At 69.9% G+C, this 14515-nt stretch carries 16 protein-coding genes; 9 read left to right on the forward strand and 7 right to left on the reverse strand.

The window, feature by feature from the left end:
• The 5 genes from GXW71_RS33065 to GXW71_RS35055 form a co-directional block, all read left to right on the forward strand.
• A partial coding sequence (locus GXW71_RS33065) for a hypothetical protein (RefSeq protein ID WP_211858066.1) occupies nucleotides 1-257 on the forward strand: 257 nt, incomplete at its 5' end.
• Nucleotides 258-414: 157 nt separating this feature from the next.
• Nucleotides 415-912 (forward strand): Hsp20 family protein, encoded by a 498-nt coding sequence (locus GXW71_RS33070; RefSeq protein WP_211858067.1) that lies wholly within the window; start codon nucleotides 415-417, stop codon nucleotides 910-912.
• 85 nt (nucleotides 913-997) lie between these two features.
• Entirely contained in the window at nucleotides 998-1249 is a 252-nt protein-coding gene (locus GXW71_RS33075) for a hypothetical protein (RefSeq protein WP_211858069.1), read from the forward strand.
• Between the two features lie 67 nt (nucleotides 1250-1316).
• Entirely contained in the window at nucleotides 1317-1532 is a 216-nt protein-coding gene (locus tag GXW71_RS35050) for a cupin domain-containing protein (protein WP_246527120.1), read from the forward strand.
• Nucleotides 1529-1816 (forward strand): cupin domain-containing protein, encoded by a 288-nt coding sequence (locus tag GXW71_RS35055; RefSeq protein ID WP_246527121.1) that lies wholly within the window; start codon nucleotides 1529-1531, stop codon nucleotides 1814-1816. The genes GXW71_RS35050 and GXW71_RS35055 overlap by 4 nt, the downstream gene beginning before the upstream one ends.
• 7 nt (nucleotides 1817-1823) lie before the next feature.
• On the opposite strand, the gene GXW71_RS33085 is transcribed toward GXW71_RS35055, so the two are convergent.
• Entirely contained in the window at nucleotides 1824-2081 is a 258-nt protein-coding gene (locus GXW71_RS33085) for a hypothetical protein (protein ID WP_211858071.1), read from the reverse strand.
• 240 nt (nucleotides 2082-2321) lie between these two features.
• Between GXW71_RS33085 and GXW71_RS33090 the strand changes: the two genes are divergently transcribed.
• The 3 genes from GXW71_RS33090 (at nucleotide 2322) to GXW71_RS33100 (ending at nucleotide 8052) form a co-directional block, all read left to right on the forward strand.
• Nucleotides 2322-4118, forward strand: coding sequence for a glucan ABC transporter ATP-binding protein/ permease (locus GXW71_RS33090; protein ID WP_211858073.1), 1797 nt, complete (start codon nucleotides 2322-2324; stop codon nucleotides 4116-4118).
• A 172-nt stretch (nucleotides 4119-4290) separates the two neighbouring features.
• Nucleotides 4291-5592 carry an NRAMP family divalent metal transporter gene (locus GXW71_RS33095; protein WP_211858074.1) on the forward strand — a complete coding sequence of 434 codons (1302 nt, stop codon included), beginning with the start codon at nucleotides 4291-4293 and terminating at the stop codon, nucleotides 5590-5592.
• Nucleotides 5593-5712: 120 nt separating this feature from the next.
• Nucleotides 5713-8052, forward strand: coding sequence for a molybdopterin guanine dinucleotide-containing S/N-oxide reductase (locus tag GXW71_RS33100; protein ID WP_211858076.1), 2340 nt, complete (start codon nucleotides 5713-5715; stop codon nucleotides 8050-8052).
• Between the two features lie 16 nt (nucleotides 8053-8068).
• Here the strand turns inward: GXW71_RS33100 and GXW71_RS33105 are convergent, their stop codons facing one another.
• The 3 genes from GXW71_RS33105 to GXW71_RS33115 all read right to left on the reverse strand — a co-directional run bounded on the left by GXW71_RS33105 (nucleotide 8069) and on the right by GXW71_RS33115 (nucleotide 10103).
• Nucleotides 8069-8716, reverse strand: a complete 648-nt coding sequence (locus GXW71_RS33105; protein WP_211858078.1) for a LysE family translocator — start codon at nucleotides 8714-8716, stop codon at nucleotides 8069-8071.
• A 110-nt stretch (nucleotides 8717-8826) separates the two neighbouring features.
• Nucleotides 8827-9258 (reverse strand): DUF6841 family protein, encoded by a 432-nt coding sequence (locus GXW71_RS33110; RefSeq protein WP_211858080.1) that lies wholly within the window; start codon nucleotides 9256-9258, stop codon nucleotides 8827-8829.
• Nucleotides 9259-9305: 47 nt separating this feature from the next.
• On the reverse strand, nucleotides 9306-10103 hold the full coding sequence (locus tag GXW71_RS33115) for a methylglyoxal synthase (protein WP_211858082.1): 798 nt from the start codon (nucleotides 10101-10103) through the stop codon (nucleotides 9306-9308).
• A 402-nt stretch (nucleotides 10104-10505) separates the two neighbouring features.
• Between GXW71_RS33115 and GXW71_RS33120 the strand changes: the two genes are divergently transcribed.
• Complete coding sequence (locus tag GXW71_RS33120; RefSeq protein WP_211858084.1) at nucleotides 10506-11564, forward strand: glycosyltransferase family 4 protein; 1059 nt, start codon at nucleotides 10506-10508, stop codon at nucleotides 11562-11564.
• Between the two features lie 133 nt (nucleotides 11565-11697).
• Here the strand turns inward: GXW71_RS33120 and GXW71_RS33125 are convergent, their stop codons facing one another.
• The 3 genes from GXW71_RS33125 to GXW71_RS33135 all read right to left on the reverse strand — a co-directional run.
• Nucleotides 11698-12906: an extracellular catalytic domain type 1 short-chain-length polyhydroxyalkanoate depolymerase gene (locus GXW71_RS33125; protein ID WP_211858086.1), complete on the reverse strand. Its 1209-nt coding sequence runs from the start codon at nucleotides 12904-12906 to the stop codon at nucleotides 11698-11700.
• A gap of 145 nt (nucleotides 12907-13051) precedes the next feature.
• Complete coding sequence (locus tag GXW71_RS33130) at nucleotides 13052-13474, reverse strand: CopG family transcriptional regulator (protein ID WP_211858087.1); 423 nt, start codon at nucleotides 13472-13474, stop codon at nucleotides 13052-13054.
• A gap of 193 nt (nucleotides 13475-13667) precedes the next feature.
• A partial coding sequence (locus GXW71_RS33135) for an alpha/beta hydrolase (RefSeq protein ID WP_211858089.1) occupies nucleotides 13668-14515 on the reverse strand: 848 nt, incomplete at its 5' end.

Here is a 14515-nt window from a genome sequence, read left to right on the forward strand (position 1 = left end):
AGGCCGCGGCGCTGCGGGCGGAGAGCGGCGCGACCCACGCGCTCGCGGTGCTGGTGTCGCTGGAGGAGGGCGCCGATGCCGGCGGGCGCGTCGCGATCGGCGTGGTGGATCCGGCGGGCGCCGCCGAGCGGGAGGCGCGGCTGGTCGGCAACCGCGACTGGGTGCGCCTCGGCGCCGCCGAGCTCGGCCTCGATGTCCTGCGGCGGCGGCTGCTGGGCCTGCCGGTCGGGGAGACCGTCGATTTCGAGCGGCGCTGAAGGGGGATCGCGCGCCGCATGGAGCCGGTTGGCGGGGTCTTGAACTCCGGTTTGCGGCAACTATTAATTTTCGCACCGGCGCCCATCGGGGCCGGTGGTCGGCGTCGATGAGCCGATGCCGCCTTTGACCATGTTGCTTCGCAAGGAGGATGTGGAAATGAGGACCGAATTCGATTTCAGCCCGCTGTTCCGGTCGACCGTCGGCTTCGACCGGATGTTCAACCTGCTGCAGCACGCGGCGCGCAGCGGCGCGGACGAGAACTACCCGCCCTACGACATCGACCGCACGGACGAGGATTCGTACCGGGTCACTCTTGCCGTGGCGGGCTTCCGTCCGGAGGAGCTGAACGTCGTCGCGCAGCAGAACCTGCTGATCATCACCGGCGAACGCCGCGGCCGCGATGACGCCCACGCTGACCAGCGGCGCCAGGCCCTGTATCGCGGCATCGCGGGGCGGTCCTTCGAACGCCGCTTCGAGCTCGCGGACCACGTGAAGGTGGTCGGTGCCGATCTCGCCAACGGCCTGCTGGTCATCGACCTGAAGCGCGAAGTCCCCGAGGAGATGCGGCCCCGCCGGATCGAGATCGGCGGCAGCAATGTCCTCAGCGGGCCGCAGGCCCCGCGCCAGGTGGAAGGCGAGGCCAGGGCCGCCTGACGGCAGGCACCGCCCCGCCGCGCCGGGCGCGCGGCGGGGCGGCTGCCGCCATCGGGTATTCCTCGCGAAAAGCCGGAGGGGGAGCATGACACGCGACGAGCGCGCGCTTCTGCTCAGCCTGGCTGGCGCCATGGCGGAGATCCTGGAGGCAGGCGCGGCGCCTTTGGACACCATCGGCGATCATGGGCGGGAGATCAGGGCCCTGCTCGACCGACTGCAGGAGCAGGAGAAGGAAGAAGGCCTGATCCGCCATTTCGAGCGGCGTCGCCGGCCGAAACCGCCGCCGCCATCGCTCAGGCCCCGCGCCTCGCCTGATCCCGGCCCGACGCCGCTCTGACCTTCCGGCGGTGGCGTTCCCGCCGAACTTCGCTCTAGCCTCGGCGCGGATGCAGGGGAGTAGCGGGATGAGCCGGAAGATCGATATCGCGAGCCTGGTGCCGAACATCGGCACCTTCTACCCGCCGCCGCATGACGAGGTCTGCCTGTCGCGGGAGCGGCGGAAGCTCGGCGATGCCGCCGGCCTCACGCAGTTCGGCGTGAACCTGTTGCGCCTGCCGCCGGGCGCCTGGTCCAGCCAGCGCCCTGGCAGACCGCGTCGGATGAGTTCGTCTATGTCCTGAGCGGGGAGGTGACGCTGGTCACCGATGCCGGCGCGGAACTGCTGGGGCCTGGGGATGCGGCGGGCTTCAAGGCGGGCGACCCGGACGGGCATTGCCTGCAGAACCGCTCCGACCGCGACGCGCTGGTGCTGGAAGTGGGCACGCGCCTGCCGGACGACGGCGCCCATTACTCGGATATCGATATGGTGGCGCCGCCCGGCGGCAAGCCCGCGATGTACACGCGCCGGGACGGCACCCCCTATCCCGACCAGGGGCGCCGGTCGAAGCCGGTACCGCCGGGCTGATCCGGCTTCAGGCCGGCGGCCGCGGTACTTCCGGCCCCGGCGGCAGGATCGGCGGCATATCCGGCACCGGTGGGCCGTTCGGCGGCACCTCGGGGTCGGGCAGCGGCGCGGGGTCGTTGGGATCGACGAGCGGCGGCACCTCCGGCCGGGGCGGCACCGGCGGCGCGCCCGGGCCGCGCCGGTGATCGGGGCCGGGGCCCGGGCCGTGCTCCGATGCGCGGGCCGGTGACCGATGCCGCAAGGCGATGTCGTCGCGAATGGTCATGCCGTATTCCCTGGCGGTCCAAAGCGGGGCGGCGGCAGGCGCCGTCCGTCCGATGTCAACGCGGCAGGGCGGCGGTCGTTGTCGGGTCCCGGCCATGACGATCGCGGCCGCGCTTTACCCTTTCTTGGCAAGTGGGGCAGCGCCGCCACGAACCCGCCGCCCTGCTGCCTTCGCGGTCTGCGACAGGTAGGGCTGCCGCGATCCCGCGGCGCCACGTCTTGCACCCGGTTCCCCGCCCCAATGCGCTTCATCAAGGTCTATGGTCGCGTCCTGTCGCTGCTCCGCCCGGAGTGGCGCACCGCCGGCCTTCTCGCCCTCGCCAACCTCGCCATCGCCGGCATCGCCTTCATCGACCCCGTCATCTTCGGCCGCGTGGTCGAGATGCTGACCGCTTCCGCCACGCTCCCGGAAGCCGAGCTCTGGGGCCGGGCGGCCAGCCTGCTCGGCCTCTGGGCGGCACTCGGCCTCGGCGGCATCGCCGCCGGCATGGCGGTGGCGCTGCTGGCCGACCGCATGGCGCACCGGGCCCGCAAGCGGGAGATGGCGCGCTTCTTCGGCCATGCGCTCGCGCTGCCCGCCGCCTTCCATGGCGGCACCCATTCCGGCAAGCTGATGCGCATCTTCCTGACCGGCGGCGACACCCTGTTCGGGCTCTGGCTCGGCTTCTTCCGCGACCAGCTCGTCACCTTCGTCTCGGCCATCATCCTGCTGCCGCTGACGCTGTTCCTCAACTGGCGGCTGGCCCTCGCGCTGATCGCGCTGGTCGTCCTCTTCGTCGGCCTGACCGCCGCGGTCATCGCGAAGACCGAAGCCCGGCAGAAGCGCGCCGAGAAGTTCCACAACAAGCTCGCGGCCGATGCGCAGGACGCGCTCTCGAACGCGGTCGTCGTGCAGGCCTTCACCCGCCTCGGCGCCGAGCGCCGCGCCTTCGCCGATGTCCAGCAGCAGGTGATCGACCACCAGTTCCCGGTGCTCGGCTGGTGGGCGCTGGTCAGCATCCTGACCCGCTCGGCCAGCACCGTCGCCATGCTCTCGATCGTCGTCATCGGCACCCTGCTGCACATCCGCGGCCAGGCGGGCGTCGGCGACATCGTCTCCTTCATGGGCTTCGCGGGCATGCTGATCGGCCGGCTCGAAGGCATGGTGTTCTTCGTGGCGAGGCTGTTCTCGACGGTGCCGACGCTGGATGAATACTTCGCCGTGCTCGACGCCGAGAGCACGGTGCCCGAGGCGAGCGATGCGCGGCCGCTGCAGGCGGGGCCGGGCGAGGTGCGCTTCGAAGGCGTCGGCTTCGCCTATCCCAGGGGCCCGGCCATCCTCTCCGGCGTCGATTTCACGGCCCGGCCCGGCAGTGTGGTGGCGCTCGTCGGCCATACCGGCGCCGGCAAGTCGACCGCGATGAGCCTGCTGCAGCGCATCTGGGACCCGAGCGAGGGCCGCATCACCATCGATGGCCAGGACACGCGCGACGTCACGCTCGAGAGCCTCAGGGGCGCCATCGGCGTCGTCTTCCAGGACAGCCTGCTGTTCAACCGCTCGATCCGCGACAACCTGCTGGTCGGCAAGCCGGACGCGACGCAGGAGGAGATCGAGCGCGCCTGCCGGCTCGCCGAGGCCCATGACTTCATCCTCCGCCAGTCCGATGGCTACGACACGCTGGTCGGCGAGCGTGGCGCGACCCTCTCCGGCGGGCAGAAGCAGCGCCTCGCCATCGCCCGCGCGCTGCTCAAGAACCCGCCGATCCTGGTGCTCGACGAGGCGACCAGCGCGCTCGATGCCGCGACCGAGGGCAAGGTCACCCGGGCGCTGCGCGCGCTGATGCAGGGGCGGACCACCTTCGTCATCGCCCACCGCCTGTCGACGGTGCGCGACGCGGACGAGATCCTGGTCTTCGAGGAGGGCAGGGTCGCCGAGCGCGGCAGCTTCGACGGCCTGGTCGCCGAGGGCGGGCGCTTCGCGGAACTGGTGTCGAACCAGCTCGCGCCCGCACCGGTCCAGAGCAACGTGGTCCCCTTCGAGGCACGCGTCGCGGCTTGATACAACGGACCGGTCGCTTGACCGGTCCGAGGCCGCGAATGCGGCCCGCCGCAAGTGCGGCGAAGCCACGCAAACCGGAGGTTTGCGCCCGGCGTTTGAGGGGGCAAGTAGGCCGCGCGCGAATGCGGCCCGCCGGGAGAAACGCCGCGGAGGCGGCGGCGTTACACGCCCCATGCGCTCCGCCCCGACCGACGACCGGCGATCCCCGGTCCGCCCGCGAGAGGAGCGGGGCGGGGTCGCCAGGGTGATCGGCCTCGGCGTGGTCACCGGCGCCTGCGACGACGATTGTTCGGCGATCGGCACCTATGCCAGCGCCGGCGCGAAGTTCGGCGCGTCCTTCCTGTGGACCGCGCCGGCGACCTTCCCGATGATGTTCGCCGTCGTCTACCTGTCCTCCAAGCTCGGGCAGGTCAGCGGCAGGGGCCTGTTCCACGTCATCCGCGACAATTACCCGCGCTGGCTGCTGTGGCCGACGCTGATCGGCGTCCTCATCGGCAACACGATCGAAGCGGCGGCGGATCTCGGCGGCATGGCGGCCGCGATCAACATCTTCCTGCCCATTCCGATCGGGGCCATCGTGGTGATCGAGGCGGCGATCATCCTGGCACTGCAGGTCTGGGGCTCCTATGCGCTGATCCGCAACGTCTTCCGCTGGCTCGCTCTGGTCCTGCTCGCCTATATCGGATCCGGCATCCTCGCGAAGCCCGATGCGGGCGAGGTGCTGATCGGCACCTTCGTCCCCAGCATCCAGTTCAGCGCCGAATTCCTCGCCATGCTCGTTGCCGTGATCGGCACGACGCTCTCCGCCTATCTCTACACCTGGCAGACCAATGTGGAGGTGGAGGAGGAGATCCAGCAGGGCCGCACGACGCTCGCCGAGCGCCGCGGCGCCTCGGGGGAGGAGCTCAGCCGGTCCCGGCGCGACATCCTGATCGGCATGCTGTTCTCCAACATCATCATGTACTTCATCATCCTCTCGACCGCCTCCACCCTGCACAAGGCGGGGCAGACGGAGATCGAGACCGCGGCCCAGGCGGCGGAAGCGCTGCGGCCGCTCGCCGGCGATGCCGCCGGCTTCCTCTTCGCTGCCGGGGTGATCGGCGTCGGCTTCCTCGCGGTGCCGATCATGACGACCGGCGCCGCTTACGACCTCTGCCAGGTGCTGGGCTGGAAGAGCAGCCTGCATGCGCGGCCGCGGGAGGCGAAGCGCTTCTACGCCTGCATCGCTGGCTTCACGCTCGTCGCCGTCGGGCTGAACTTCCTCGGCTTCAACCCGATGAAGGCGCTGGTCTGGTCCGGCGTCGTGCAGGGTTTCTCGACCCCGCCGCTGCTGCTGCTGATCCTGCTGATGACCAACAACCGGGCGATCATGGGCGATCGCGTGAACGGGTTCTGGATGAACCTGCTGGGCTGGATCACCGTCGGCGCGATCTTCGCGGCCAGCATCGGGCTGGTCGTCACCTGGTTCCTCTGAGCGGGCGGGTCACGCGCCCCTGAAGCCGCGGCGCCCGAAGCGGCTTGCGCAATGGCCCCAGGGGTTGCAAACCAGTGACGACCGAATGCCGACGCCGGCCCTGACCCGCAGGAAACCGCCATGAGCAAGCTCCCGCCCGCCGCGATCCCCGAAGGCTTCAAGCCGCACAGCTCGCATTGGGGGGTCTTCTCGGCCGCCTGGCGCGACGGCAAGCTCACGGTCGCGCCGCATGGCGGCGACCCCGATCCCAACGGCATCATCGACAACTTCCCCGAAGCCATCCGCCACAAGGCGCGCATCGCCAAGCCCATGGTCCGCCGCGGCTGGCTGGAGCGCGGCCCGGGCCCGGACCGCAGGCGCGGCCGCGACGAGTATGTCGAGATGGAATGGGACGCCGTGCTCGACCTCTTGGGCGCCGAGCTGATCCGGGTCCGCGACAAGCACGGTGCCGGCGCGGTGTTCGGCGGCTCCTATGGCTGGTCCTCGGCCGGGCGCTTCCACCACGCGCAGAGCCAGGTGCACCGCTTCCTGAACTTCGCCTATGGCGGCTATGTCGCCTCGGTCAACAGCTACAGCTCGGGTGCTGCCTCGGTCATCATCCCGCACACCTTCGGCGGCTATGAGGACATGACGAAGCACAACGTCACCTGGGACCAGATCGCCGAGCACACCGACGTCGTGCTCGCCTTCGGCGGCATGGCGCTGAAGAACTCCATGGTCGCCGGCGGCGGCATCAGCCAGCACGTGGAACGCGGCGCCATGCAGCGCGCCCGCGCCCGCGGCTGCGACTTCCTGCTGGTCGGGCCGCTGCGCAGCGACCTGCCGGAGGAAGCGGGGGCGGAGTGGATCGCCAATATCCCGAACACCGACACCGCGCTGATGCTGGCGCTGACCCATACGCTGGTCGCGGACGGCCTGCACGACCGCGCCTTCCTCGACCGCTACACGGTGGGCTGGCCGGTCTTCGAGCGCTACCTGATGGGCGAGGCCGACGGCCAGGCCAAGGATGCGGACTGGGCAGCCCCGATCACCGGCCTCTCCGCCGATGCGATCCGCGCGCTGGCGCGGCGCCTCGCCGGCCGCCGCGTGCTGGTGACCGTCGCGCATGCGCTGCAGCGCGCCGAGCATGGCGAGCAGCCGGTCTGGATGGCGGGCGTGCTGGCGGCGGCGCTCGGGCAGATCGGGCTGCCGGGCGGCGGCTATGCCTACGCGCTCGGCGCCATCGGCTATTACGGCCGCCGGTCGAACGCGGTGCCGAGCCCGACGCTGTCGCAGGGCCGCAACCGCCACGGCAACTACATCCCCGTGGCCCGCATCGCCGACATGCTGCTGAACCCCGGGAAGGAGTACCGCTACAACGGCCAGACCCGCACCTACCCGGACATCCGGCTGGTCTATTGGGCCGGCGGCAATCCCTTTCATCACCACCAGGATCTGAACCGCCTGCGCCGGGCCTTCGCCCAGGTCGACACGCTGGTGGTCCATGAACTCGCCTGGACCGCGACCGCGCGCCATGCCGACGTGGTGCTGCCCGCGACCATGACCCTGGAGCGGGAGGATATCGGCTGCAGCTCCCACGACCCGCTGCTGGTCGCGATGCACCGCGTGGCCGAGCCCTTCGGCCAGGCGCGCGACGACTACGACATCTTCGCGGACCTCTCCGAACGCATGGACACCAGGGATGCCTTCACCGAGGGGCGTACCACCCGCGAATGGCTGGCGCATCTCTATGAGCGGACGCGGGAGAGCCTCGCCGCGCAGGGGCTGCCGGCGCCGTCCTTCGAGGAATTCTGGGAGGCGGGCCACATGGCCCTGCCGCAGAACCCCGATGATGGCGGCCCCTGGCGCGCCTTCCGCGAGGACCCCGTCGCCAACCCGCTGCCGACGCCTTCCGGCAGGATCGAGGTTTTTTCAGAGACCATCGCGGGCTTCAACGAGCCGAGCTGCCCCGGTCACCCGGCCTGGCTGCCGCCCGAGGATGTGCCGCGCGCCGAGGCGCCGCTGCACCTCGTGGCGAACCAGCCGGCGACGCGGCTGCACAGCCAGCTCGATTTCGGCGGCCACAGCATCGCCTCGAAGCATCGCGGGCGGGAGGTGGCGGCGATGCATCCGGATGACGCGGCGGCGCGCGGCATCGGCGATGGCGACGTGATCCGGCTGTTCAACGCGCGCGGCGCCTGCCTCGCCGCCATCAGGCTCAGCGACGGTGTGAAGCAGGGCGTCATCCAGCTCCAGACCGGCGCCTGGTACGACCCGGCGGACCCCGAGGAGGAGACGCCGCTCTGCGTGCATGGCAACCCGAACGTGCTGACGCGCGATGTCGGCACGTCCGCCCTCGCGCAGGGCTGCACCGGGCAGCTCACCACGGTGGAGGTCGAGCGTTTCACGGGAAATCTGCCGCCGATCCGTGCCTTCGATCCGCCGGGGGCCGCGGTGCATCACCCGGTGGCGGCGGAGTAGCCCTGCTTCGCCAAGGCTACGCAGGGCGCCGCGCCAGAGCGAGGCCGATGCCGAGCGCGATCATCGCGCCGCCCGATGCCTCCCGCAGGCGGCGGATCAAGGCGGGGCGTGCCGTCGCACCCTCCCGGATGCGGCCCGCCGCGAAGGCGACCACGATGTCCGCGAGGGTGTTGAGCGCGACCGACACGAAGCCGAGCACCAGGAATTGCAGCGCCACCCCGCCTGCGGCCGGGTCCACGAATTGCGGCACGAAGGCGAGGAAGAAGACGGCGGTCTTCGGGTTCAGCGCCTCGACCAGCACGCCTTCGCGAAACGCCCGCCGCGGTCCGATCGGCGGCGCCGCGGCTTCGTCCCGCAAGGCTCTCGACGCGTCCCGGCGGGCGGACCGGATGGTGCGAAAGCCGACCCAGATCAGATAGCCAGCGCCGATCATCTTCAGCGCGGTGAACAGTTCCGCGCTTGCGAGCACGATGGCGGAAACGCCCAGGCTGCCCGCGAGGACATGGACCATGCCGCCCAGCCCGGTGCCGAAGCTGGAGGCCACGCCCTCCGCACGACCGCCGGCGAGCGTGCGCGCTGCGACGTAGAAGATGCCCGGACCGGGCGTGACGGCGAGCACGAAGGCCGCGGCGAAGAACAGGGCGAGCTGGGTCACGTCCGGCATGGTTCGCTCCTGGTAGGGCGAGGCCGACTTGCCGTCATGGGCCAGTTCCCCACCATTTGGCCGGACCAGTTCCTCGCGAGACCGACCCACTGCCGCTTCCAAGCGGTCTCTCAGATGATGCCGTGCTCCTGCAGCAGCGCCTGCTCGTCCCCCGATACCCATCCGAAGACCTTGGGTTCGGCGCCTAGCTGCTGGACGAGATAATGGACCTCGAAATCGATCGCGATGTCGGGTTGGTCCTTGCGGAGATAGGTCGCTTTCCAGGCGACATGCGCGACGCAGTGGTGTTCGTCCATGGGCGAGATGCGGAGCTCCCGTATGCGCATCTCCCTGGTTCCGATGGCGCGGTAGCGGGCGTAGCCCTGGGCCATGACCTGCTTGAGCTGCTCGTCGTTCTTCCCGGTCATGACGCCGGCCGGCGAGGCCGCGATGAATGCGGAGGCGTAGAGCGCCGCGACCTCGTCCATATCGACCTTGCCCTGCAGGGCGGCGTTGAAGACGCGCTCATAGCGCTCGAACAACCTCCTGACGCTCGTCTCCATCGTCCCCTCCGACGACCGTTACGCCGATATCGGCATCATGGATGTTGTCATGCGCCGCCGTCGCTCCGTACCTCGAGGATCCGCCTCAGCGCGACATGCTCCGGCCCGGGACCCGCATTGCCGAGGAAATGATCGAGATCGGTGTCGGTCACGGACCCGCCCGAGGCCTGGTTGGGCTCGTGCCGGACGAACCGCCGGTGGGCTGCGGTGCCGAGGCGCCAGCGATCTCCGTTTGAACTCACGTAGATGTCCTGCAGCACCGGCTCGCTTGTCGTCGGCAGCGCCTGCGACATGCCGATGGCGAGATGCTCCGCACTGGCCGCGCTGAGTGCGATCGGGATGTCGGCGATCAGCGCGATGCGGATCAGGGCCCGGAAATCGGCCTCGTGAGGATGGGCATTGGCCGGGTCGGGCAGAAAGACCAGCGCGTCGATCTCGCCATCGACGATCCGGGCCCCCACCTGCATGTCCCCGCCCTCGGGGCCGCTCCGCAGGCGTTCGATGCGCAGAGAGGGGCAGGCTTTCCCGACCTCCTCCGCGCTGGATCCGGTCCCGACCAGGTATTGGTGGGCGAGCCACCCCTCCCATCGCCGGGCCCAGGCGGTGAGTGTCGCCTTCTTCGCATCATGAGCGATGAGCGCAATGCGTCGGCGCGTTTGCATCGATGTCTCCTGTCCGGTCCAGGCTGAACGCGCCAGCGGCGCGAACGACGGCAAGCGGGTGGGGAGATTACCGATGCCGGCGGAGACAGGCTCCGGTGCGGCACCGGCAATCGAGCTGTCGGCGCGCCCCTCGACGCGACAGGAGATCGGCCATGACCGACATCGTTTCGGTGCGCTGCCCACGCGATGGTGCTTGCTCCACCCCCTGTTGGTCCGCCTGCTCAATGACGATCTCAGGGCCTGACCCTCCCCGCCGGCCGCACGAGGCCGCGCCGAGCCACGCGCCGCGTGGCCGATGAGGAATCACTGAAAACGAGCACCATGCAGCGGGAACATCCCAGCGAAGCCGCCGACCGCATCGCGGAGGAACGAAGCGAGGACGATGGGATGCCCGAACATGCCGCGAAGGCGCATGATCCGGCACGCCGGGCGGCGGAGCGACGGAGCAGGGCCCTTTCCGCCCTGCGCAGGCAGCGCCCGGCCCGGCTTCCCGCCCTCGGCGGCACGCTGGTCGCCGCCGCGCGCCCCTCCGCCCGCGCGGATAGGACGGCACTGCGCCTCTCAGACATGGCAAGGAGCCGCCCCATGCGAATCGCCCAGGTCGCACCGCTCTATGAAGCGGTGCCTCCCCGCCTCTATGGCGGCACGGAAAGGATCGTCGCACATCTGACCGACGCCCTGCACGATCTCGGTCACGACGTGACGCTGTTCGCCAGCGCGGATGCGCGCACCAAGGGCAGGGTCGTCGCCGTTCGCGATCAGGCGATCCGGCTCGATCCGGCGCCGCTCAAATCCGACCTCGCGGCGCATCTCTCCCTGATGCATGAGGTTCGGCGGCGGGCGCAGGAGTTCGACGTCATCCACTTCCATGTCGACCTTCTGCATTTCCCGTTCTTCGAGGACATCGCCCGGCGCACCGTGACGACACTGCACGGGCGGCTGGATCTGAAGGACCTGCCGGAGGCCTATCGGCGATGGGAGCAGTATCCGCTGGTCTCCATCTCCGACCATCAGCGGAAGCCGCTGCCGCTCGCCAACTGGATCTCGACGATCCATCATGGCGTCGCCGAACACCTCTACCGTCTCCCAGCGAACCCGCAGGGGGGGTACCTCGCCTTCCTCGGACGCATCTCACCGGAGAAGCGGCCGGACAGGGCGATCGCCATCGCCAAGCGCGCGGGAATGCGGCTGAAGATCGCGGCCAAGGTCGATGCAGTCGACCGCGCCTATTTCACCGAGGTGATCGAGCCCCTGCTCGCCGATCCGCTGATCGAGTTCGTCGGCGAGATCGGCGATGCCGAGAAGACCGACTTCCTCGGTAACGCGACCGCCCTGCTATTTCCGATCGATTGGCCCGAGCCTTTCGGCCTGGTCATGATCGAGGCGATAGCCTGCGGCACGCCAGTCATTGCCTGGCGTTGCGGCTCGGTCCCGGAGATCGTGGATGATGGGGTGACCGGCTTTGTCGTTGCGTCGGAAGAGGAGGCGGCCCTGGCCGTGGTCCGCGCGGCGACCCTCGACCGAGGCGCGATCCGCGCCGCCTTCGATCGGCGCTTTACCGCCACTGTCATGGCGCGGCGCTATCTCGACATCTACCATCAGCTCGACGCGCCGGCGACCGTCGACGTGCCGGTCGCGGCGTAGTGGCGACAGCTTTGATTGATCGCCTGGCAGCAGCGTTGGGAACGCACACCATCGTCGAGCGGCTCACAGCCGGCATCGCGAAATCGCCGCCTGCCACGACAGATCCCTCGCAGCAATGACCTTGATGGCATGATCACTGGGCGTCCGTGCGATGCGGATGGTCCAGGAAGAAGCGGAGCATCTCGCGCGACGCATCGGGTCCCTGCGGATCGGTGTAAGATCCGGCGGCGCTGCCGCCGGACCAGGCGTGGCCACCACCATGAACGAGCCATTGCTCCAACACCGGCTCGCCGGCGGCATTGGCATGGATGGCGCGGCTGTAGGAGCGTCCGCCCGGCACCTGCCCGCGCTGCAGCTCAGTCCTCAGCGTGCCGCCAGCACCGGACTGGGCGATGACCTGGTCGCCATTGCGGGGGTGCACCGTGCCGTCCTTGTCGGCATGGAACACGATGGTCGGGACAATGCGCCGACTTCCCTTTGCTGCTCCGGCATGACCAGCGTGCTGCGGGGCAGCCGAACCCTGCCGCATGGCGGCGAAGGCCGAGGGGATGTCGCGGGCGGCCCCGCAGGCAAGACCGGAATGCACGCCGACCGCGGCGTAGAGATCAGGGTAGGCTTGCGCCATGATCGCCGCCGCGGCACCGCCTGCAGACAGGCCGGCGACGTAGACGCGCCTCGGGTCGACCGCGTAGTCGCACATGACTTGCCGCGTGATACCGGCGATCAGCGAGGGCTCACCTTGGTCCCGCTCCTGATCGCCAGGGCTGAACCAGTTCCAGCACTTCTGCGCGTTAGCCGACTGTGTCTGGCTGGGATAGACGATCAGGCAGCCGTGCTCCTCCGCGAGCGCATTCATCCGCGTGCCGGCGGCGAAGTCATCGGGTGACTGCGTGCAGCCGTGCAGCATGACGACGAGGGGCATCGCCTCGCCGCGATAGGTGCTGGGGACGTAGAGCTTGTAGCCGCGGCTCCCCGCGCCGCCGCTGAAGGATCCGGCCACGAATTGTGCACCCTCGGGCACCGGCTCTCCGGCCCGTGCCGATAAGCCCCGCCTCAGCCCGTCCGATGCCTGGGTCGATCCACCTTGGTGAATCTGGTCGAGGAAGCCGCGCAGCGCCTTCGGGACGCGACCCAGCGCCTCACCGGTCTCGGGGTCCACGTCGATGGTGCGTGGAAGCCGGCCGGCCGGCTTGCTGCCGGTGTCATATGGCGTGGGCGCAGCAGATTCAGCCGGCTGTCCGCCGCGGACCACGCGTCGCAGCAGCGCGGAGGCTTCGATCAGGCGACCTTCGCGAGTGAGACGTGTCGCCTCGAGCATGTGGTTCGGAAGCAGCGCGTTCATGCCAGGAGCTTTCAATGCGCGGATACGGGCCAGCTCTCGCAAGCAGGCTCGCTCTGCATCCCGTGACGGAATGCCGATGGTGGAAGCGGTCGGCCGTTGTCCCCATGGGGCGGCCGTGAGCGGAGCGCGGGGTGCCGCCGGGCGGTCAGCGGGTCCGGTCGGCGAGCGCGGCCTTCACCGCGGCGCTGGCCTGGAAAGCACCCAGGACGGAGATCGAGGCGATCGTTGCGCGGGCCAGCTCAGGCGAGACATCGGCCGCGATGCTGGCGAGGCCCAGCACCCTGACGTCGAGGCGCTGGCCCGCCGCACGGGCCGCCTCGAGATCGTCTCGGCTGAAGTGCCGAAGCCCGAGATCCAGGCTTTTTCGGGCCACGGACTGCCTGGTCGTGTCGGCGTGCCGTTCGACCTGATTACGGATCGCGGTGCGGATAAAGTCGGTCCGGTTCGAGTAGAAGCCGTCCTGGACCAGCAGATCGATGTGGCCGAGATCGACGTAGCCCAGGTTGATGGTGATCTTTTCGGTGTCGCTGCCGACCTTGGGGCGCAGCTCCTGTATATTGCCAGCCATCCGTCTGCCATCCCTGCACCATCCATGTGGATGGTATGGGGATGGAGGCAGGTGCTTTCAAGCACCGCCGCTCCGGTGAGTGAAGGTCGCGTGGTTTTCGGTGAATAGCGCGATGCTTCGATCGACTGCGCCACACGCTTGGCCGGCACAAGATCCCGCGCCGGCCGCCCTCCGTGCCGAATCGCGGTTTCGCCTATCGCAACCCCACCGAGGCCAGGAAGCGGTCGACCGCGGCGGTATAGGCGCCCATCTGCCCGAGATCGGCGTTGATCGCGTCATGGCTCAGCGGGACCGGCAGCACCTCAGCGCGGCCGCCGAAGCCCCTGGCCCGGCGGGCGAAATCCTCCGCGGCCGGGCAGGCGTCCCGGCGCCGGCTGGAGCAGACGAGCAGCATCGGGACCGTCGCCTGCGCGAGCTGCTGAAGCGGCGATGCGCGCCGCCAGAAATCCGGGTCGGCTCCGAAGGCGCGGTCGTAGAACTCCGCATGCCGTCGCGCCATGATCGCGCCGACGTCATGGGCGGCGCTGTCGAGGGCCACGGTCGCGCGCCAGGGCGCGGCACCGGCGCGGGCTGCGATGGCGGGATCGGCGGTGAGCAGCGCGATCAGATGCGCGCCGGAGGAATGCCCCATCAGCACGAAGCGTGCGGGATCGCCGCCCCAGCCGCGCGCTTGGCGCTGCGCGGCCGCGAGCGCCGCCGCGACATCCGCCGCCTGCACCAGCGGATCGGAATCCGGCAGCAGCCGGTAGTCGATGGAGATGAGGATGTATCCCCTCGGCAGCCAATGCGCGGCCTTGTTGGCGACGACGCCCGGCGAGGATCGGGAGCCGCCCATCCAGGCGCCGCCATGCACCATGAGGATCACCGGTGCGTTCTGCGGCTGCCGGGGCAGGTGCACATCCATGCGCTGGCGGGGATCGTCGCCATAGGGGATGTCGCGCAGCACCTGCGCGGAGGCTTGGCCCGCCGGCGGGGACTGCGCCGCGCGCACCGCGACCGCCGCCGCGCGGCAGCCGGGCGAGAGCTCCGCGGCGTGCTCCC

Origin of the sequence: Plastoroseomonas hellenica (genome assembly GCF_018129085.1) — a bacterium.
Taxonomy (GTDB): domain Bacteria; phylum Pseudomonadota; class Alphaproteobacteria; order Acetobacterales; family Acetobacteraceae; genus Plastoroseomonas; species Plastoroseomonas hellenica.

Bases quoted from the DNA above. Each gene is read 5' to 3' on its own strand.
- GXW71_RS33070 (WP_211858067.1), top strand. From the start codon at position 415: ATGAGGACCGAATTCGATTTCAGCCCGCTGTTCCGGTCGACCGTCGGC.
- GXW71_RS33075 (WP_211858069.1), top strand. From the start codon at position 998: ATGACACGCGACGAGCGCGCGCTTCTGCTCAGCCTGGCTGGCGCCATG.
- GXW71_RS35050 (WP_246527120.1), top strand. From the start codon at position 1,317: ATGAGCCGGAAGATCGATATCGCGAGCCTGGTGCCGAACATCGGCACC.
- GXW71_RS33085 (WP_211858071.1), bottom strand. From the start codon at position 2,081: ATGACCATTCGCGACGACATCGCCTTGCGGCATCGGTCACCGGCCCGC.
- GXW71_RS33090 (WP_211858073.1), top strand. From the start codon at position 2,322: ATGCGCTTCATCAAGGTCTATGGTCGCGTCCTGTCGCTGCTCCGCCCG.
- GXW71_RS33095 (WP_211858074.1), top strand. From the start codon at position 4,291: ATGCGCTCCGCCCCGACCGACGACCGGCGATCCCCGGTCCGCCCGCGA.
- GXW71_RS33100 (WP_211858076.1), top strand. From the start codon at position 5,713: ATGAGCAAGCTCCCGCCCGCCGCGATCCCCGAAGGCTTCAAGCCGCAC.
- GXW71_RS33105 (WP_211858078.1), bottom strand. From the start codon at position 8,716: ATGCCGGACGTGACCCAGCTCGCCCTGTTCTTCGCCGCGGCCTTCGTG.
- GXW71_RS33110 (WP_211858080.1), bottom strand. From the start codon at position 9,258: ATGGAGACGAGCGTCAGGAGGTTGTTCGAGCGCTATGAGCGCGTCTTC.
- GXW71_RS33120 (WP_211858084.1), top strand. From the start codon at position 10,506: ATGCGAATCGCCCAGGTCGCACCGCTCTATGAAGCGGTGCCTCCCCGC.
- GXW71_RS33125 (WP_211858086.1), bottom strand. From the start codon at position 12,906: ATGAACGCGCTGCTTCCGAACCACATGCTCGAGGCGACACGTCTCACT.
- GXW71_RS33130 (WP_211858087.1), bottom strand. From the start codon at position 13,474: ATGGCTGGCAATATACAGGAGCTGCGCCCCAAGGTCGGCAGCGACACC.